The sequence below is a fragment of the Microbacterium sp. 71-23 genome, assembly GCF_001897265.1.
Taxonomy (GTDB): domain Bacteria; phylum Actinomycetota; class Actinomycetes; order Actinomycetales; family Microbacteriaceae; genus Microbacterium; species Microbacterium ginsengisoli.
The window spans coordinates 17,491-36,391 of sequence record NZ_MKSL01000043.1 but is presented as its reverse complement, the minus strand read 5'-3'; the positions used below and the strand labels follow the sequence as shown (position 1 = coordinate 36,391).

Annotated in this window: 19 protein-coding genes (1 of these 19 cut by a window edge); 11 read left to right on the top strand and 8 right to left on the bottom strand. The window is 70.6% G+C overall.

The genetic code is table 11. The annotated features are described in order from the left end of the window. Positions 1–193 precede the first annotated feature (193 nt). Together BGO15_RS13430 and BGO15_RS13425 are read left to right on the top strand one after the other, a co-directional pair. Positions 194–685 carry a hypothetical protein gene (locus BGO15_RS13430; RefSeq protein ID WP_156454796.1) on the top strand — a complete coding sequence of 164 codons (492 nt, stop codon included), beginning with the start codon at positions 194–196 and terminating at the stop codon, positions 683–685. A gap of 169 nt (positions 686–854) precedes the next feature. Continuing rightward, positions 855–1,394 carry a hypothetical protein gene (locus tag BGO15_RS13425; protein ID WP_056209541.1) on the top strand — a complete coding sequence of 180 codons (540 nt, stop codon included), beginning with the start codon at positions 855–857 and terminating at the stop codon, positions 1,392–1,394. Positions 1,395–1,628: 234 nt separating this feature from the next. Here the strand turns inward: BGO15_RS13425 and BGO15_RS13420 are convergent, their stop codons facing one another. The 5 genes from BGO15_RS13420 to BGO15_RS13400 all read right to left on the bottom strand — a co-directional run bounded on the left by BGO15_RS13420 (position 1,629) and on the right by BGO15_RS13400 (position 6,356). Beyond that, the gene (locus tag BGO15_RS13420) at positions 1,629–2,846 is read right to left on the bottom strand and encodes a DUF2029 domain-containing protein (protein ID WP_156454795.1); all 1,218 of its coding nucleotides are present in this window, start codon (positions 2,844–2,846) and stop codon (positions 1,629–1,631) included. Positions 2,847–2,873: 27 nt separating this feature from the next. Beyond that, positions 2,874–4,049, bottom strand: a complete 1,176-nt coding sequence (locus tag BGO15_RS13415) for a sensor histidine kinase (RefSeq protein ID WP_056209539.1) — start codon at positions 4,047–4,049, stop codon at positions 2,874–2,876. A gap of 71 nt (positions 4,050–4,120) precedes the next feature. Then, positions 4,121–4,537: an arsenate reductase ArsC gene (locus tag BGO15_RS13410; RefSeq protein ID WP_056209535.1), complete on the bottom strand. Its 417-nt coding sequence runs from the start codon at positions 4,535–4,537 to the stop codon at positions 4,121–4,123. Next, entirely contained in the window at positions 4,534–5,061 is a 528-nt protein-coding gene (locus tag BGO15_RS13405) for a GNAT family N-acetyltransferase (RefSeq protein ID WP_056209532.1), read from the bottom strand. Before BGO15_RS13405 ends, BGO15_RS13410 begins: the two co-directional genes overlap by 4 nt. Then, entirely contained in the window at positions 5,049–6,356 is a 1,308-nt protein-coding gene (locus BGO15_RS13400) for an FAD-dependent oxidoreductase (protein ID WP_056519560.1), read from the bottom strand. The genes BGO15_RS13405 and BGO15_RS13400 overlap by 13 nt, the downstream gene beginning before the upstream one ends. 82 nt (positions 6,357–6,438) lie before the next feature. On the opposite strand from BGO15_RS13400, the gene BGO15_RS13395 reads away from it, so the two are divergent. Further along, a complete protein-coding gene (locus BGO15_RS13395) occupies positions 6,439–6,783 on the top strand; it encodes an ArsR/SmtB family transcription factor (RefSeq protein WP_045246652.1) in 345 nt (114 codons plus the stop codon). 183 nt (positions 6,784–6,966) lie between these two features. Here the strand turns inward: BGO15_RS13395 and BGO15_RS13390 are convergent, their stop codons facing one another. Then, positions 6,967–7,254: a metal-sensitive transcriptional regulator gene (locus tag BGO15_RS13390; RefSeq protein WP_056209531.1), complete on the bottom strand. Its 288-nt coding sequence runs from the start codon at positions 7,252–7,254 to the stop codon at positions 6,967–6,969. Between the two features lie 116 nt (positions 7,255–7,370). Between BGO15_RS13390 and BGO15_RS13385 the strand changes: the two genes are divergently transcribed. Genes BGO15_RS13385 through BGO15_RS13375 form a run of 3 tightly spaced genes read left to right on the top strand, consistent with a single transcriptional unit; the run spans position 7,371 to position 10,445 of the window. Beyond that, a complete protein-coding gene (locus BGO15_RS13385; protein ID WP_200930917.1) occupies positions 7,371–8,006 on the top strand; it encodes a DUF5134 domain-containing protein in 636 nt (211 codons plus the stop codon). A gap of 37 nt (positions 8,007–8,043) precedes the next feature. Continuing rightward, a complete protein-coding gene (locus BGO15_RS13380; RefSeq protein WP_082483215.1) occupies positions 8,044–8,778 on the top strand; it encodes a YcnI family protein in 735 nt (244 codons plus the stop codon). Continuing rightward, complete coding sequence (locus tag BGO15_RS13375) at positions 8,775–10,445, top strand: copper resistance CopC/CopD family protein (protein WP_056209525.1); 1,671 nt, start codon at positions 8,775–8,777, stop codon at positions 10,443–10,445. The genes BGO15_RS13380 and BGO15_RS13375 overlap by 4 nt, the downstream gene beginning before the upstream one ends. Before the next feature lie 7 nt (positions 10,446–10,452). Here the strand turns inward: BGO15_RS13375 and BGO15_RS13370 are convergent, their stop codons facing one another. Continuing rightward, entirely contained in the window at positions 10,453–11,280 is an 828-nt protein-coding gene (locus BGO15_RS13370) for a M48 family metalloprotease (RefSeq protein WP_056519557.1), read from the bottom strand. 2 nt (positions 11,281–11,282) lie between these two features. Further along, a complete protein-coding gene (locus BGO15_RS13365; protein ID WP_045246655.1) occupies positions 11,283–11,654 on the bottom strand; it encodes a BlaI/MecI/CopY family transcriptional regulator in 372 nt (123 codons plus the stop codon). Positions 11,655–11,794: 140 nt separating this feature from the next. Here BGO15_RS13365 and BGO15_RS13360 point away from each other — a divergent pair, with 140 nt between their 5' ends. From BGO15_RS13360 to argS, 5 genes are all read left to right on the top strand, one after another. Next, positions 11,795–12,016 carry a heavy-metal-associated domain-containing protein gene (locus BGO15_RS13360; protein ID WP_045246656.1) on the top strand — a complete coding sequence of 74 codons (222 nt, stop codon included), beginning with the start codon at positions 11,795–11,797 and terminating at the stop codon, positions 12,014–12,016. Further along, entirely contained in the window at positions 12,013–14,139 is a 2,127-nt protein-coding gene (locus BGO15_RS13355) for a cytochrome c oxidase assembly protein (protein ID WP_056209522.1), read from the top strand. Before BGO15_RS13360 ends, BGO15_RS13355 begins: the two co-directional genes overlap by 4 nt. Beyond that, positions 14,136–16,391 carry a heavy metal translocating P-type ATPase gene (locus BGO15_RS13350; RefSeq protein ID WP_056519554.1) on the top strand — a complete coding sequence of 752 codons (2,256 nt, stop codon included), beginning with the start codon at positions 14,136–14,138 and terminating at the stop codon, positions 16,389–16,391. The genes BGO15_RS13355 and BGO15_RS13350 overlap by 4 nt, the downstream gene beginning before the upstream one ends. 64 nt (positions 16,392–16,455) lie before the next feature. Continuing rightward, complete coding sequence (locus BGO15_RS13345) at positions 16,456–17,286, top strand: transglutaminase-like domain-containing protein (RefSeq protein WP_045246658.1); 831 nt, start codon at positions 16,456–16,458, stop codon at positions 17,284–17,286. 42 nt (positions 17,287–17,328) lie between these two features. Continuing rightward, positions 17,329–18,901, top strand: the 5' portion of a protein-coding gene (argS, locus tag BGO15_RS13340; RefSeq protein ID WP_286748422.1) for an arginine--tRNA ligase. It continues 95 nt past the right edge of the window; 1,573 of the gene's 1,668 nt are visible here — the first part of the coding sequence; it begins with the start codon at positions 17,329–17,331; its stop codon lies beyond the right edge, outside the window.

The window sequence follows — 18,901 nt, the reverse complement described above, 5'->3', positions numbered from 1 at the left end:
GAACGTCCGGACCGAATGAAGGGGGCGGCTCAGAGGTCTGTACAACGTACTGGCGTCCTCGGCCGACCAACTTGGAGCTCACAATCGATTCTTCGGCATCACAGATCGCGACCGCGACGCTGCATCGGAGCAGCTCCACATCAAGCAATGGGATCGGTACCACCTCGAGAACTTCCTTCTCGAGCCACGATTCGTGCGCGAGGCCACTCGCGCGCTTACCGGAAAAGATCCGCTCGAATCAGACGTGCGCACTGAGGAAGCTCTCCGGGAGTGTGCGTTGCAGATCGTCGATGACATCGCCATCCAGCTCATCCGGGTTGGGTTAAACGATCAAGCAGTGAGTTCTCTCAGGGTGGGCTCTGCTGCAGACTCAGCGTCCGCGGCACAGGAGCTCTCCGCGTCGCTACAAGCGAGTGCGACACGGTTGTCCGAGCTGAGCGCGGCGCACAACACCGTCAAGATCCAGACCCTCTTGGAGGAAGAGCGGGCGAGACTAACTGAGGCGTGCTCTACAGACGCATGGATCGCTGATTTTCCCGGTCGTAACGTGCTGAAGCGGTACGTCAGGGATCACGTTAAGGTCAAGTACGAGGCCTTCGTGAACATCGTTCTGGATCGGATGGCAGAGGCGAACTTTCAGCCCCCGGGTATGAAGCGAGTTCTTGACGAGATCCTTGACGCTTAGCCCGGGTTAGGTCTTAAGTGACCTCCCACCGCGTTCGGGCGGGGGAACGGATCGGTGACAGTCCGTCAGCAGTTATCTCCACGCACGAGGGTGTTCTGTTCGCCCGCAGGCCCCTTTGAATGTTCCCGTATGCACGGCGCACGTGAACATCAATCTCTAGGCTCAGACTGTGCATGAGGTGAAGCTTCTCTCCCCATCGTTGATGATGTTCGGCGGCATGCTGATCATTTCTGCCCTGGGAATTGATTACATGAGCACTCGGGGATTCTGGACCTACATCTCGGTGCAGGGAGCCGGCTTTGCCGTCGCGGTCATTGCGGCAGGCCTGAGTTTCTCTGCGTTTCGGCACAAGGGGGCGTGGGCGTTGTTCTTCGCCTCCTGTTGTGGCTGGATGGTGTGCTGGTCGTGGTTTCTGACGCTGGGGCTGCTCATTCCAGTTCCGATGGTGTTGTGGGCGGCGATTTCATCCGTCGGATTTCTCATCAGCACATTCCTGGGCGTTATCAGATCGGACGTCGTCGCCGTCGCCATCGCGGCCGCGTTCGGCCTCGGATCCGCGCTGTCGACCGGAATTCTCGCCGCCAATCCGGTCTTTGCATCCGATTACAGCTACATCCCGTTTGCGGTTGGCGCGGTGGGCGGAGGAGTCATTCTGGCCATCGGGCCGAGGCTCCGTCGCCGCCGCTTCGTCCCACAGCGTGACGTCTGATAATCGGGCCGACTCCCGTGTGAATGCCCATCGCTCGCTCGTCCGCTTCAGCCGCGAGCCGAGCTCACGCGCACGCAGCTGCGGCACTGTTCGTACGCGTGCGGAGTTCGTGCGCCGGGCACCTCGATGACGCTTCCCGCTTCGCGCTTGGTCGGGGTGAAAGGGTGATGGTGACTTCCCGTTAGCGGGTCCGCACGATCTGCGCGCGGCAGGTTGGGTGTTCCGCCCGCCGCGTCACACGGTCGATGCGGCGTACGATGTCACCCGCACCGGCACCCGCACCACCCGTCGCACGCTCCAGACGAGCAGCGTCACCAGCAGCACGTTGCGCACGCTCAGCACGAGGATGCCGAGCGGGTGGGCCGACCAGATCAGGTCGTAGATGATCGGGTAGATGAGCTGGGTGAGCAGCAGTGCCGCACCGCCGAGTCGCAGCCCCGAGCGCAGCGTGGTCCCGTCCACCGCGGCCCACAGCACGAACGGCGCGATGATCCAGTCGAGGAACTGCGGCGAGCCGACCTTGTTGGTGACGATGAGTACCAGCACGAGCGCGAGGGCGAGCGGCGGCAGCAGCTGCACGAGATGCGCGCCGCGCGCGCTCTTCCACGCGCCGAGGGCGAGCACGGCGAGGGCGGCGATGGCGAGCAGCGGCGTGAGCAGTGCCGCCACGACGGTCACGCCGGGGCCGGTCACCTCGAACGTGATGATGTCGGCGTTGTAGGCGACGTGGAAGCCGTCGACGTGCAGTGCGGCGAGCCAGGTGAACGGCGTCGCCGCGGTCGATTCGACCTGCAGCCCGCGCCCGAACTGCGACGACAGGAAGCCGAACACGTTGCCCGCTCCTCCCAACGCGAACAGCGTCGCGATCACGACGACGGTCACGCCGAGCGCCGCCCCCACGACGCGCACCCGCGTGCCGCGCCGGGCCACCACGAGCGCGCCGACGAGGGCGGCCGGCCAGATCTTGATCCAGGCGCCCGCGGTCAGCAGGGCAGACGACACGGTCGGCACGCGGAATGCGAGCAGCAGCGCGATGATCGCGAGCGGCACCGTCACCGCGTCGATGCGGAACATGCCGACCGGGCCGAGGCAGGCGATGAACGCCAGCCAGGTCAGCGCCGCGCGGGCGCGCCAGGGGGCCTTGCCGCCGTGCACGATCAGGGCGAACACGAGCCCGTTCAGCAGCGTGATGAGCACCGCCCAGCCGAACGTATAGCCCGCGATCCACGCGAACGCCCACGCGGCGATCATCGGCACGAGGGCGAGCTGCGGGTACACCCACGGCTCGGTCACCCCGACGATCGGGCCGCCGGTGAGCGCCTGCGACGACCACGGTTCGTAGACGTTGTAGACGTCGCCCATCGGCTGGCTCGGCAGCGTCCAGCCGAGCACGATCACGAGGGCGTGGGCGGCGAGGAACCATCCCCACAGGGTCAGGGTGCGTCGAGACATCGCCGCTCAGCGTAATCGGATGCCGCGTCACGCCGCGTGCGGCAGCACCACCCAGACACTCGCGCCGCCTGCTGGCGATTCCGCGATGCCGATGCGGCCGTGGTGTCCTTCGACGATGCGACGGCAGGTCGACAGGCCGATGCCGAGGCCCGCGACATCCGTCTGGTCACCGCGCTCCATGAGTCCGAACACCTTCTCGCGCTGGGGCTCGGGGATGCCCGGCCCGTTGTCGTCGACGGTGATGCGAGACCCGTCGGGGAGCGGCTCGACCCGCACGATGATGTGCGGCGCGTCGGACGTCGTCGCACTGAACTTCACCGCGTTCGCGACGAGGTTCTGCAGCAGGCCTCTCAGCAGCGTCGGGTCGGCGACGACCGGCGCCGGAGCGTCGACCTCGATCGTGGCGCCCGTCTGCGCGAGCGGGGTGTCGAGGTCGTCGATGACCGCGGCCATGACGTCCTCGACGTCGACGGCGGCGACGCGCGGCACCTCGCCGCCCACGCGGGCGAAGTCGAGCAGGTCGCTGATCATCGTCGACATGCGGTCGGCGGCGGCCTCAGCCCGCGCGAGCGCCCGGCTCGCCTGCGGGGCATCCGAGAGCTCGGGGCTGTCGGCGGCGAGCTCGATGAACCCGGACAGCGCCATGAGCGGGTTGCGCAGGTCGTGACTGATGCGGCCAGCGAACTGCTCGAGCTCGTGGTTCGAGGTCTGCAGCTCGCGCGTGACGCGCCGCAGCTCGAGCACGTCCACCACCTGGTGGGCGAGGATGTCGAGGGTCGCCGCATGCTCTGCAGACAGCTCACCGACCTCCTCGTCGAAGATGCAGAGCGTGCCGATCGCGATGCCCGAGGGCGTGATCAGCGGGCTCGACGCGTAGAAGCGCACGTTGCCGATCACACCGGTGACGAACGGATTCGCGGCGAAGCGGTCGTCGAGACGGGCATCGGGAACGATCACCCGGCCGGGCTGCTCGAGCACCACCGCGCACATCGAGTCATCCCGCGAGCAGACGGCCGCCGTGAACCCGACCGCGGCGATCTGATGCTGAAAGCGATCGTCGATGATGTTGATGACCGCCGTCGGCACGCCGCAGATGGTGGCGGCCAGCTGCACCAGACCCTGCAGGTCGGACTCGGGCGGATCCTCGAGCAGCTCGTAGTCGGCGATCGTCTGGCGGCGCGTGACGTCGTGTGCAGTCGACAAGGTCGGGTCCTCCCGTCGGGTGGCACCAGATTAGCGGTCTGCGCGCGCTCGGGGTGCGCGCAGAGGGCGACTCAGTCGGATGCCGCGGCGCGCCCGTCGAGCTCGGCGACCAGCGCGTCCACGCGTGCCCGGATCTCGTCGCGCACCTGCCGCACGACCTCGATCGGCTGGCCGGCGGGGTCGGTGAGCTCCCAGTCCTCGTAGCGCTTGCCGGGGAAGATCGGGCAGGCGTCGCCGCACCCCATCGTGATGACCACATCGGCCTCGCGCACGGCGTCGGTCGTCAGCAGCTTCGGCTGGCGGGCGCCGAGGTCGATGCCGAGCTCGGCCATCGCCTCGACGGCGACCGGGTTGATCGTCTCCCGCGGCTCGGACCCCGCCGAGCGCACGTCGACCCGATCGCCCGCGATGGATTCAAGGTATCCGGCGGCCATCTGCGAGCGGCCGGCGTTGTGCACGCACACGAACAGCACGGTGGGGGTGGTCATGAGTCGGCTCCTGTTCCGGCGATCGCTGATCGCCGCTCGATGAGTAAGGTGTCGCGCCACGTGCCGGCGCGCGGTCCAAGGGTCGATCGTGCGATGCGCTCGCGGCGGCCGACGACGCGGAAGCCGGCGGCCTCGTGCAGGCGCAGGCTCGCGGCGTTCTCGGGGAAGATGGCCGACTGCACGGTCCAGTAGCCCGCGGCATCCGTCGCGTCGAGGAAGCGTGCGAGCAGGGTGCGACCGATCCCGCGCCCCCGGTGGGCGGGGGAGACGTAGATCGAATGCTCGATGACCCCGCGGTAGACGGGACGAGCCGAGACGGCGGATGCCGCCACCCACCCCACGACCTCGTCGTCGAGGGTCGCGACGAGTCGGGGTGCGGCGAGGCGTGCGTGATCGAAGGTCGCCCAGTCCGGCGTCGCCGTCTCGAACGTGGCGTCGCCGCCCGCGATGCCGGCCGCGAAGATCTGCTCGACGGCCGGCCAGTCGGCCGCGACGAGCGGTCGGATCTCGGTCACGCGCAACATCCTCCCGCATCGGCCCGGTCGGTCGAGCACACTCCGGTCGCCGGCAGGTCGAGCACGACGGCCCGCGCGGCGGCGAGGTCGCCGGCGAGCCACGCCGCGACCGACCGCACCTGCTCGTAGCCCGTGGCGAGCAGGAAGGTGGGGGCGCGACCGTAGGACTTCATGCCGACCGTGAAGAAGCCGGGCTCCGGATGCCGCAACTCGGCGAAGTCGTGGGGTGCGACCGTTCCGCAGCTGTGCAGGTTCGGGTCGATGAGCGGCGCGAGTCGACGGGGCGCTTCGCTCACCTCGTCGAGGTCAAGTCGGAGCTCGCGCGTGATCGTGAGGTCGGGTCGGAATCCGGTGGCGGCGACCACGAGATCGACGTCGAACGAGGCGGGCGCATCTGCGGTGACGCCACTGACCCGCACACCGTCGCCCGCCGAGGACACCCGCTCGATGAGAAACCCGTCGCGCACCTCGACGACGCCGGCGTCGACGAGTGCGTCGAGGCGGGAGCCGAGCCGCTCGCGTTCGGGGAGGTCGTCGGCGGTCGACGGGCGCAGCGGCGGCCGTCGACGCACCCAGACCGCGCGGGTGCCCGGGGCGCCTTCGGAGAGTTCCGCGAGGGCGAGGAGAGTGTGCGCGGCCGAGTGGCCGGTTCCGACCACGGCGACCGAGCGTCCGGCGAGCCGTGCCCGGTCGCGACCGAGCACGTCGGGCAGGGGCGGGAGCACGAACGAGCCCACCTCGTCGAGGCCCAGCGGAGGCAGCCCGTCGCCGCCGATGGGGTTGGGGGTGTCGAGGGTTCCGGAGGCGTCGATCACGGCGCGGGCGAGCACGGACTCGACCTCACCGGTGGCTCGCCGCACCCGCACGACGAACGGGGCGTCGCCACGGCCGTCGCTGCGGGTGCGGTCGCGGCCGAGACGGGTGACGGCGACGACGCGGGCGCCCGTGGTGATGCGAGGGGAGAGCGCCGCGGTCTGCGCGAGCGGTTCGAGGTAGCGGGTGACGAGGTCCTCACCGGTGGGCACCTCGTCGGGGTCGGGCGCGAGCCATCCGGTCGGCGCGAGCAGACGCCCTGCGGCCGGATCGACGAGGTAGCGCCAGGGCGAGAAGAGGGCCACGTGGCCCCACGACCGCACCGCGGCCCCGGCCGACTCGCCCGCCTCGAACACGATCGTGTCGATCGATCTCTCGAGCAGATGCGCGGCGGCGGCGAGCCCGACCGGGCCCGCACCGATCACGACGACGGGATGCGTCGACGCGGCCGTGGCTCCGCGAGGGCGCGGCGTGAGATCGAGGAGCGGCACGCGGCATCCTTTCATCGATGACGATCGATGCTCAGTATGCGGACATCTATCGATGACTGTCAATATCGACTAGCATCTATGCATGCCGACCATGCTTCCCCTGCTCGGGCAGGATGCCTGCGGCCTCGAGCTCGCCCGACCTGCCATCGAGGCGGACGCCGCAGAGGCGCTCGCGCTGCGGGTCAAGGCGCTCGCCGATCCGACCCGTCTGCGCCTGCTGTCGATCGTCGCCGCGGCGGAGGCCGGCGAGGCCTGCGTCTGCGACCTGACCGAACCGGTGGGTCTGAGTCAGCCCACGGTGTCGCACCACCTGCGCGTGCTCACCGATGCCGGATTCCTCGAGCGCACGAAGCGCGGCACCTGGGCCTACTACCGACTCGTCGACGGCTCGCTTGACGCGCTCACCGCGCGCATCGCCGCGATCTGAGAATGACGACGCCCGCCTCCGAAGAGGCGGGCGTCGTGGTGTCTGCGGTGATTACTTGCCGCAGGTGCAGCTGTCGCCGCAGTTGCAGGTGCCGCCGTTGGCGGTGCAGTTGCAGGCGTGCTGGGCGACGGGAAGCGTCGTGGTCTCTGTCATGGGCGTGTCCTCTCGGTGGTGGGTCGTGCGTCAGGAGCGCACGAGTCGGGCGATGGCGGCGCTGGCCTCGGTGAGCTTCTCCTCCAGGTCACCTTGCTCGCCCGCGTGGGCGACGCAGTGGTGGAGGTGATCGTCGAGCAGCGACAAGGCGACCGATTCGAGCGCGCTCGTCACGGCCGACACCTGGGTGAGGATGTCGATGCAGTAGCGGTCTTCGTCGATCATCTTTCCGATGCCGCGCACCTGACCCTCGATGCGCTTGAGTCGTCGCTCGAGCGACGGCTTGTCATCGATGTAGCCCGGATGCGTGGTCTCCATGCGACCGACGATACCCCATTGAGGTATTCCGGGCGGGGACAGATCGCCGTGAAAATGACGCCCCCCGCCCGACGGGAAATTTCTCTACAGTTCGTGGAGTAATGTGTGCGCTCGTGATGTCCGATCCCGCCGCCGCGACCGCCGTCACCGTCATCTTCGCCCTCGTGCTCGTGCACGCCGTGGTGCGGGCTGTCGTCGCCTTCGGCTGGGTCGACCGCGTCTCCAACCTCGTGCACGCCGTCATGGCGGTCGTGATGCTCGCGATGCCGTGGTCGTGGTACGCCGTGTTCCCCGTCGCCGCCCAGATCGCGTTCTTCACCGCGGCGACGTTCTGGTATCTCTACCTCGCGCTCTTCCGCCCCTCTGTCGCCGCGGCCCCGGCCACCGACCACCACCGTCACCCGGCCGTGCTCGTGTACCACGCCGTCATGATGCTCGCGATGGTGTGGATGGCCGTCGCGATGACGCCGGTGACCGCGGCATCCGGGATGGACGACGTGGGCGGCATGTCGATGGGCCACGGCACGGACGGCATGCCGATGACCGGCTCGGCCGACTGGGCGCTCGTGATCACGTGGGCGTTCGGGCTCCTGTTCGTCGTCGCCGCGCTCTGGTTTGTCGTCGCGGCGCTACGACGCGCGATCACCGCCACCCGCCTGTCCGGGCATGCCGGGATCGTGATTCTCGACACGCTCGCGACGGCCCTCATGGCGGCCGGAATGGCGTGCTCCTTCCTCCTCCTCATGACGTGACGGCCCGCGCCGACCTCGTACCCCGAAAGGACCCCTCATGCGATCACGTTCCACCCGTCGACCGGCGCGGCTCTTCTTCCGCATCGCCGCCGGCGCCGCCGTCGGCCTCGCCGGGGTGCTGCTGACCGCGACCGCCGCGTCCGCGCACATCCACGTCGACGGCACCGACGCGACCCAGGGCGGTGAGGGGGTGCTCACGTTCCGCGTGCCCAGCGAGTCCGACACCGCCTCGACGGTGGGCGTGCAGATCACGTTCCCCGCCGACACCCCGATCGCCGATGCCTCCACGCAGCCGAAACCCGGCTGGACCGCCACGATCACGACCGCCAAGGCATCGACCCCCATCCAGACCGATGACGGACCCGTCGACACCTACGTCACGCAGGTGACGTGGAAGGCCGACAGCGCGGCGGCGGGCATCGCGCCCGGCGAGTTCGACACCTTCGCCGTGGCGGTCGGACCGCTGCCGGCCGTGGCATCCGTCTCGTTCCCGGCACTGCAGACCTACAGCGACGGCTCGCAGGTGAACTGGAACGAACAGGCCACCGGTGGCGTCGAGCCCGAGCACCCCGCGCCCACCCTGACACTCGCGGCGCAGTCGGACGCTCCCACCCCGACGCCGACCGCAGAAGCTGCCTCGGTCGACGGCGGCTCGACCGCATCGGCGCCCGCGTGGCCCGGTATCGTCGGTCTGATCGCCGGCGGCGTCGCGCTGGTGATCGCGATCGTCGCGATCGCCCGCACCTCTCGCAAGGAGACCCCGTCCGCGTGACGCACCTTCCCGCCCGGACCCGGCGTCCCCGCCGGGTCCGGGCGTTCCTGTTCGCGCTCGGCGCGCTGCTCGCCGCCGCGACAGTGCTGCTCGGCGCCGTTCCTGCCGACGCGCACGCCGTGCTCGTGCGATCGAGCCCGGCCGACGGCAGTCGGCTCGACGCCGCGCCGGCGCGGGTCGTCCTGACCTTCGACGAGCCCGTGCAGCTCGTCGACGGCATGACGCGGGCCTTCTCGTCCTCGGGTACGCGCGTCGACACGGGAGACATCTCCCGCAGCGGCGGTGACACGCAGGTCGTCGTCCCGCTGACGCCCGATCTTCCCCGGGGCAGCTACACCGTCAGCTGGCGCGTCATCTCGGCCGATACCCACGTCGTGTCGGGCTCGATCTCGTTCGGCGTGCAGCAGGATGCCGCGTCCGCCGCGGCGACCGGTTCCGCCGCGCCCACCTCGCTCGACGTCGTCGCGCAGACCGCGATCGGACTCGGGTACGTCGGCGTCGTTCTCGCGCTCGGGGTCGCCCTGCTCGCGCGCCTGCTGTGGCCGGACACCTGGCGCCGTCGCCGCGTGCGGCTGTTCGTCCGGGCGGGAGGGGCGGCGCTGCTCGTCGGGGCGCTCGTCGACCTGCTGCTGCAAGGACCCCGCGCCGATGAGACCGGCTGGCACGGTGTGCTGCGGCTCGACGGTCTCGGCGAGACGCTCGCCGGCTCGTACGGGCAGTTGCTCGTCGCCCGCATCGTGCTCGCCGTCGTCGGGGTCGTGCTCGTCCGGTCGCTCGCGCGCCGCGCTGGGTTCGCCGCCTACTCGGTCGCGCAGGCGGGGGTGCTCGTTACCATCGCCCTCGCCGGGCACGCGGGTGTCGGCGCCGACGTCGTGCTCGCGGCCACCGCGGCCGTCGCCCACCTGGCCGCCATGGCTGCGTGGGCCGGGGGGCTGCTCCTCCTTCTGGTCGCCGTTCTCCCCGGCGTGACGGGCGCGCCCGACCTCGACCGCCTGCGCCTCGGCACCTGGTCGATCATCGCGTTCGTCTCGGTCGCCGTACTCGTCGTGTCGGGGGAGTACCAGGCGTGGCGCGAAGTGCAGCCGGTCGCCTCGCTCTGGTCGACCCCCTACGGTGTGACGCTGCTCGTCAAACTCGCGTTCGTCGCGATCGCGCTCGCCGGCGCGCTCGCCGCCCAACGGATGGTCGCTCGCCGACGTTCCGGCGCCGGCGCCGATGCGGCATCCGTCTCGGTCGTGCGCGTGCGCCGGTCGCTGCGGATCGAGGCGGTCGCCGTGGCCGCGGCCATCGTGGTGACGAGCGTGCTCACCGCCCTGCCGCCTGCCTCCGGTACCTACGGGCCCGCGGCGACCGTGACCGCCCCGGTCGGCGACACCGGTGCGACCGCCGTCGCGGAGCTCTCCACGACCCGCCACGGCCCGCTCGTGATCACCGTGCACGTCACCGATCGAAACGGCACCCGGATCGATCCCGAACTCGTCACCGGCGTGCTCTCGTCGCCCGACAACGGGGTCGCCGGCATCGATGTCACTCTGACCCACGACGGGGCGTCGTGGGTCACCACCGACGCCGTCGTACCGATCGCCGGGGCCTGGACGCTGCAGCTGACCGTCACGATCGATCAGGCGCACGCCTACGCGACCGCGACGACCTTCCGGGCGTGGTGAGCGCGGGTCAGCGCAGCGACGCGACCGCGCGCTCGTAGACCGGCGCGACCGGGGTGAGGCGACCGGCCAGCCGGCAGGGACGCTGGGCGAGGCGCTCGGCGCGCAGCTCGACAGTCACGTCGCCGGTCGCGCGACCGACCCGCACCAGCGCGTTCGCGAGGTGCACGGCACCCGCACGGCGGGAAGCCGCGTCATCGGCCGCGAGCTCGATCAGCAGGCTCGTCGATCGGCGCAGACGCTGCGCGGCGCCGCTGCGCGGCATGCAGGCGAGGTTGAGGTCGGCCAGCCGCAGCACGAGCTCGTGGTGCGCCGACAGATGCGCCCACTCGTGCGCGACGACCGCGCGCAGCTGTGCCGGGGTGAGTTCGCGCACGAGCCCCGCCGACACGGCCACGGTGTGGGGCTTCCCCGGGATCGCGCAGGCGAACACCTCGTCGGTGTCGCACACCAGCAGCTGCCAATCGGATGCCGCCACGTGCACCGTGTGCGGCAGGGTCAGCACCGAGCCGCGATTGCGGCGCACCGCGTCGAGCACCTCCGCCGACCCCGACGCCACGATGACCACCGTGCCGCCGACGGCGAGGAGCGACATCCATGCGAAGACCGTCACGATGACCCCGGCCGCGCCGGACTCCGATCCTGACCCGGCGATCGCCAGCACCAGGCCGACGATGCCGGCACCGATCAGGCACGCGACGCCGCCGAGCACCGCGGTGAGCCAGAGCCCGAGGGCGAGGCGCGGCATCCGCACCTGCCAGCGACCGGCCGCGAGGGTGCGGGGAGCGAGCAGCACCACGGCGACGGCCGCGGCGAGCAGGACGAGGAGCGCGACCACGGTCAGCGCTTGCGGGGGGCGAGGGCCGACCGCAGCAGGTCTGCGTCGGTCTCGCTGAGGTCGCCGACGAACTTGAGGAGCACGGCGCGGCGGTCCTCGTTCTGGCTCAGCGCGTCGACCATGGTGCGGCTCGCGCTCTCGGCGGCGGTGAAGGTGGCGGCGAAGCGCTGCTTGCGCGGCGAGTCGCCCGATCGCACGACCTCGCCCTTCTCGGTCAGTCGCTCGAGGGCGGTGAGCACCGTCGTGTAGGCGGGCTCGTCGCCGACGATCTCCTCCTGGATCTGCGCGGCCCCGACGGGTTCGTCGTGTGCGCGCAGCACCGTGAGGATCGCGGCCTCCAGCTCGCCCCTGCCGCGCGTGCGCACACCTGCCATCTGCGTACCTCCGTGCGTGATTCTACGAGATGTGGAGACAAGGATGCCGCGCCTCAACGCGCTAGACAAGACGTAGAGTTGTCTCCGACACATCGCCGATGGGCGCGCGCGGCGCGGTCGGCACGAGAACGAGGCGAATCATGACCCAGGACCTGGCCGACATCCAGCTGCTGCGCATCGACGGCATGACCTGCTCCCACTGCGAGCACTCCGTCACCGAGGCGCTCGTCGCCCTTCCCGAGATCGCCGCCGTCACCGCCGACGCCGCCGCCGGCACGGCGCGCATCGAGGCCGTCGGCGCCCTCGACCTCGACCGGATCGACGCGGCGGTGACCGAAGCCGGATACCGCCTGGTGCGGTGAGCTCCGCCGCCGCGGTGGCCGCGGCATCCGCCGACGAGCTGCCGGCCTACGAGACCGCCCGTGACACGCGGCGCGGCGCGGTGCTTCTCGCGCTCGTCGTCGTCGCGCTGGTGATCATGCTCGGCACGCCGGTCGTCGTCGCGATCGTGCGCGGCGACACGAGCTACACGCAGCTGTTCCGCAGTTATCCGGGTCAGCTCACCGCGATCGCCGCGACTCTCGGGCGTGCGCTCGTCGACCTCGCCGGCTGGCTCACAGCCGGCTCGCTCGCGGTGCTGATGTTCCTGCTCGCGCGACCCGGCAAGGACCGCGTGATCATCGACGACCAGCCCGAATGGCACGTCGCCCGCTGGGCGTCGATCGCCTGGGCGGTGCTGGCCGCCGCGATGATCGTGATCGATGCGGCGGATGCCAACGGACTCAACGTGTTCGACGCGATCGGATCGCCGGCGCTCGGCTACCTGCTGCAGATCTCGTACCTGCCGGTCGCGTGGATCGTGGTCGCCGTGCTCGCCACCATCGCGGCCGTCGTCATCAACTTCGCCGTCACCTGGGTGGGACTACTGATCCCGCTCTGGTGCAGTGCGATCGCTCTGCTGGCCCCGGTCGTGGTCGGTCAGATCCTCGTGGGTCCCGGTCACGACTTCGGCACCGACGCCGGAACCGTGCAGACCATCGCCGCGGCGGCACTGTTCGGAAGCGGTATCCTGCTCGCGCTCCGCGTCTGGCGGGGCCGACTGCTGCGGCCCGCCACGCTGCGACGCTTCTGGCTGCTGGGCGTCGTCGCCTGGGCCCTTGCCGCAGGAGCGGCGATCGTGCTCGCGTTCTTCAAGCTCGCCGGTCCCGGCGCCTGGGTGAACCCGACCTGGTACTTCGTGATCGCGCAGGGTGTCGTGCTCGCGGCGACCGGTGTGCTGCTGTTCGCGGGGTTCCGCGCCTTCCGGGCGGGTTCCCTGACGAGCCTCCGGGTGACGATCCTCGCGACCTCCATCGCCGCGTGCGGCGTCGCGTTCTTCGCCATCGCCGAGGCGATGATGCGGGTGCCTCCGCCGCAGTACTTCCTGCCGAGCGACATCACCGAGGTGTATCTCGGCTTCGATCTGCCGATCGCGCCGAACTTCCTCGTGCTGGCGACGAACTGGCGGCCGAACATCCTGTTCCTGGTGATCGCGGCGGCGGGCCTCGCCCTGTATTACGGGGCGCTGTGGCGCCTGCGGCGTCGCGGCGACCACTGGCCGCTCGGCCGCACGATCGCGTGGACCCTCGGATGGGTGACGATCGTGGTCGCGACCTCCTCGGGGTTCGGCCAGTACTCCGGTGCCCACTTCGGCATCCACATGATCGTGCACATGACCCTGAACATGCTCGGGCCGCTGCTGCTGGTCATGGGCGGCGTCGTGACCCTGCTGCTGCGTGCGACGACGCCGCATCGCCGCGGCGAGCCGGCCGGTCCGCATGAATGGCTCACCGAGCTGCTGCACTGGCCGGGGCTGCGCATCCTCTACAACCCGCTCGTCGTGTTCGTGCTGTACATCGCCTCGTACTACGGGCTGTACCTGTCGGGCCTGTTCGAGGCGATCATCCGATACCACTGGGCCCACCAGGCGATGAACATCCACTTCCTGATCGCCGGGTATCTCTTCTACGGGCTCGTCATCGGCGTGGACCGCCCGCCGAGGCCGCTGCCGCCGATCGGCAAGCTGGGCTTCGTGCTCGCCGCGATGCCATTCCATGCCTTCTTCGGCATCATCCTGATGACGGCCTCGGTGCCGGTCGCGGAGAACTTCTACGCGACCCTCGACCTGCCCTGGAACCAGGACCTCATGGCCGCGCAGTACCTCGGTGGCGGCGTCGCGTGGGCGGGGGGAGAGATCCCGCTGATCATCGTCGTGGTGGCTCTCGGCATCCAGTGGGCCCGCCAGGACCAGCGCGAGGCCGCCCGCAAGGACCGCCACCTCGACAGCGGGCTCGACGACGACTTCGACGCCTACAACCGCATGCTCGCACGGCTGCAGGCCCGCGGGGGGACTGCTCCGGTGACGGATGCCGCCCCCGCCGTTGCGGCGACCACCGGACCCGCCGCTCCGAGCGCCGCCGCCGACCCGGGGGAGACCCGCCCGTGACCACGCCCGTCGACACGCTGCCGCTCGCCGACCTCGACCGTGTCGAGCTCTCGATCGGCGGGATGACCTGCGCCGCCTGCGCGGGCCGTGTCGAACGCGCCCTGGGAAAGCTCGACGGCGTCACCGCATCGGTCAACTTCGCGACCGAGCGCGCCGTCGTGACGGGCCTCGCGCCCGAGCAGGCCGATCAGGCGGTCGCGGCGGTCAAGAAGGCCGGGTACGAGGCATCCGTGCGGGTCGACGGCGACGACGAGTGGAGTCGACGTGCCGCGGTCGACCGCGTCACGAGCCTGCGTCGACGCCTGCTGGTGTCGGCGATCCTCACCGTGCCGCTCATGGACATCACCCTCGTGCTGGCGCTCGTGCCGGGCCTGCGCTTCCCGGGATGGGAGCTGCTGTGCGTGCTGCTGTCGCTGCCCGTCGTGACGTGGGCGGCGTGGCCGTTCCATCGCGCGACCGCCCGCAACCTGCGTCACGGCTCGGTGACCATGGACACGCTCGTCTCGCTCGGCATCCTCGCCTCGTTCGGGTGGGCCGTCGCGACGATCCTCATGGGCGAGGGCGGGTCGTCGTACTGGATCGGCTACGGTCAGACCCCCGCGGGCGCGAGCGCCATCTATCTCGATGTCGCCGCGGGCATGACCACGTTCCAGCTCGCGGGCCGCTACTTCGAGTCGCGTTCGCGGCGTAAGGCGGGCGACGTGCTCGACGCGCTCGCCGCCCTCGCGCCCGACCGGGCGCGCGTGGTGCGCGACGGGGTCGAGGTCGTCGTGCCCTCGGGTCAGGTGCGCGTCGGCGAGCTCGTCGTCGTGCGGGCGGGGGAGACCATCCCCGTCGACGGACAGGTCGTCGAGGGGCGTGCGTTCGTCGACACGAGCACCGTCACCGGCGAGCCCGTGCCCCGCGAGACGACCGTCGGCGACCTCGCCGTCACCGGCACGACGAGCGCCGACGGGCGGCTCGTGCTGCGCGCAGTCGCGGTCGGCGCCCACACCCAGCTCGCTCAGATGACCGCGATCGCCGAGCGCGCGCAGGCCTCCAAGGCCCGCGTCGAAGCGCTCGTCGACCGCATCGTGCGCGTCTTCGTGCCGGTCGTGATCGCGCTCGCCATCGCCGTCGGCGTCGCGTGGCTCTGGGCCGGCGCCCAGCCCGCCCACGCGATCGGCGTCGGCATCTCGGTGCTCATCATCGCCTGCCCGTGCGCCCTCGGGCTCGCGACCCCCACCGCCCTCATGGTCGGCATCGGGCGCGGTGCCCAGCTCGGCATCCTCATCAAGGGGCAGAGCGCGCTCGAGGCCTCCGGCCGCATCGACACCGTCGTGCTCGACAAGACCGGAACCCTCACGCTCTCCACCCTCGTGATCGAGCAGCTGACCCTCGCGCCGGGAGCCGACCGGGTGCGCGTACTGCAATGGGCCGCCGCCGTCGAGCAGGGGTCCGAGCACCCGGTGGCCGCCGCGATCGCCCGGTACGCCGCGGCATCCGTCGCAGACCTGCCGACCGTCACCGACTTCCGCACCATCCCTGGCCGGGGCGCCGCGGGCGTGATCGACGGCCGCGAGGTCGTCGTCGCGAGCGTGCCCCACGCGATCGACGAGCGGATGCCGCTCCCCGCCGACGTGCGCGACGCCGTCGACGACGCGGCGGCATCCGGCCGTTCGAGCGTCGTGCTGGCCACCGACGGTGTCGTGGAGGCGGTCTTCACTGTCGCGGACGAGGTGCGCCCGAGCGCGAAGGCCGCCGTCTCCCAACTGCAGCGCATGGGGCTCTCGACCGTGCTGCTCACCGGCGACACCGCGGCCGCCGCGCGCCGCGTGGCCGACGAGCTCGGCATCTCCGAGGTGCGCGCCGAAGTCATGCCCGCCGACAAGGCCGGGGTCATCGCGGCGCTGCAGGCCGACGGGCACCGGGTCGCGATGGTCGGTGACGGCATCAACGACGCCGCCGCCCTCGGCACCGCCGATCTCGGCATGGCGGTCGTCTCCGGAACCGACATCGCGCTGAAGTCGGCCGACATCATCCTGGTGCGCGACGACCTGCGGGTGATCGCCGATGCGATCGCCCTGTCGCGGCGCACGCTGCGGACCATCCGCGGCAACCTGGTGTGGGCCTTCGGCTACAACGTTGCCGCGATCCCCCTGGCTGCGGCGGGCCTGTTGAACCCGCTGATCTCGGCCGCGGCGATGTCGCTGTCGTCGGTGCTGGTGGTCTGGAACAGCCTTCGCCTGCGGTCGGCGAAGGCGCGTCGCTAGCGGCATCCGGGGCGGATTCCACCGCCGTCATCCGGGCGTCACAAACCCGTGCGAGGATACCTCGGTGCAACGCTCCGTCCTCGCCGAACTCGACCTCGATCTCACCTCGACGACCGACCTGATCTTCCAGATCTCGGCCGCTCAGAACGTGCAGACCTCGAGTGAGAATCTGACGTTCCGTCAGGGTGAGCGCATCTACACCCCGACGGAGATCGTCGATCAGTCCGGCAGCCGCCTGCACCGTCTCACGGCCGAGGCGGGCGCCCTCGAGGTGCGTTACGACGCGATCGTGGAGGGGCAGTCCTCCAACGGTCACACGAGCGACCTCGAGGCGATCACCTACCTGCGGCCGAGCCGCTACTGCCAGTCCGACGAGGTGTTCACGCAGGCCCGACGCCAGTTCAAGGGCCTCACCGGCCACGACCTCATCGCCGCGGTCACCTCCTTCGTCTCGACGAGCACGACCTACACCCCGGGACTCAGCCTCGGCACCGACAGTGCGGTGACCACCCTCATGACCGGGCAGGGCGTCTGCCGTGACTACGCGCATGTGGTGATCGCGCTGCTGCGCGCGATGGACATGCCCGCCCGCTACACAGCCTGCTTCGCGCCGGGTCTTCGCCCGATGGACTTCCACGCCGTCGCCGAGGCATACCACGACGGCGCCTGGTACGTGATCGACGCGACCCGCCTGGCGAACCGCCGCTCGCTCGTGCGCATCGCCACGGGGCGCGACGCGGCCGACTGCGCGTTCCTCAGCTACTACGGCGGCAACGTGCGGCTCGCCCGCATGAACGTCGACGCGTGGGTGACCGACGTCCCCGAGGGGCAGCCCGCCGAGGAGCTCGTCGACCCGGCCGTCGACGACCACGAGTCGCTCGTGCAGCTCGTCTGACGCGGAAGGATGCGCCGCGCCCGCCCGTAGACTTGTCGGGCTATGGATCCCGAAGCCCTCTCCACGCTCCTGCTCGATGTCGTCCGTCCCGCCGCCGAGCGGCGACGCGAGGGCGCGGGCGGCGAGCTCGCGGCATCCGACATCGTCCTCGAGCGTCCCAAGAACCGCGACCACGGCGACTGGGCCTCGAACATCGCGCTCAAGCTCGCCAAGGGCCTCGGGGCGAACCCGCGCGAGCTCGCGACCGAGATCGCCGACGCCCTGACGGCGGCGCCCGGTGTCGCGAGCGTCGAGGTGGCAGGCCCCGGCTTCATCAACATCCGACTGGATGCCGCGGCCGCCGGCGCACTCGCGAAGGTCATCGTCGAGGCGGGCGCCGCGTTCGGCACGAACGAGAGCCAGCACGGCAACACGATCAACCTGGAGTTCGTCAGCGCGAACCCCACCGGTCCGCTGCACATCGGCCACACGCGCTGGGCGGCGCTCGGCGACGCGGTGGCGCGACTGCTCCTCGCCAGCGGTGCGACGCTCGTGCGCGAGTTCTACATCAACGACGCCGGCGCGCAGATGGAGCGCTTCGGCCGCTCGGTGCTCGCCGCGGCCACCGGGGGAGAGGCCCCCGAGGACGGCTACGCGGGCGCCTACATCGACGACCTCGGCCGCCGGGTGCTCGCCGCCCGCCCCGACATCGCCGACCTCGACGCCGACGAGGCGGTGATCGTCGCGCGCGATCTCGCCTACGAGTACCAGCTGGGCGAGATCCAGGCCTCGCTCGCGCGCTTCAACGTGCACTTCGACGTGTGGTTCTCCGAGCGCATGCTGCACGCACAGCCCGAGGACGGCGGGCCGAGCCTCGTCGACGAGGCGGTCGACCGGCTGCGCGCCCAGGGCCACGTGTTCGACCAGGACGACGCGGTGTGGGTGCGCACGACCGCGTTCGGCGACGACAAGGATCGCGTCATCCGACGCTCGAACGGCGAGTACACCTACTTCGCCGCCGACGCCGCCTACTACCTGAACAAGGGCGACCGCGGCTTCGCGCACAAGATCTACCTGCTCGGCGCCGACCATCACGGCTACGTGCACCGACTCAAGGCGCTCGCGGGCGCGGCGGGCGACGACCCCGACCGCGACATCGAGGTGCTCATCGGCCAGCTCGTCTCGGTCAACGGTGCACGCCTCAGCAAGCGCGCGGGCAACATCATCGAGCTCGACGACCTGCGGGACTGGCTCGGCACCGACGCGCTGCGCTACTCCCTCGCGCGCTACCCGGCCGACTCGCCGCTGACGCTGGACCCCGAGATCCTGCAGAAGCGCACGAACGACAACCCGGTCTTCTACGTGCAGTACGCCCACGCGCGCACGCACAACGTCGCCCGCAACGCGGCCGACTCCGGGGTCGACCGCTCGGCCTTCGCACCCGAGCTGCTCACGCACGAGACCGAGAGCGCGCTGCTCGGGGCGCTGCAGGAGTTCCCGCGCATCGTGGCGTTCGCCGCCGAGGTGCGCGAGCCGCACCGCGTCGCGCGCTACCTCGAGGAGCTCGCCGGTCTCTACCACCGCTGGTACGACAACTGCCGCGTCATCCCGCTCGGCGACGACACGATCGACGACG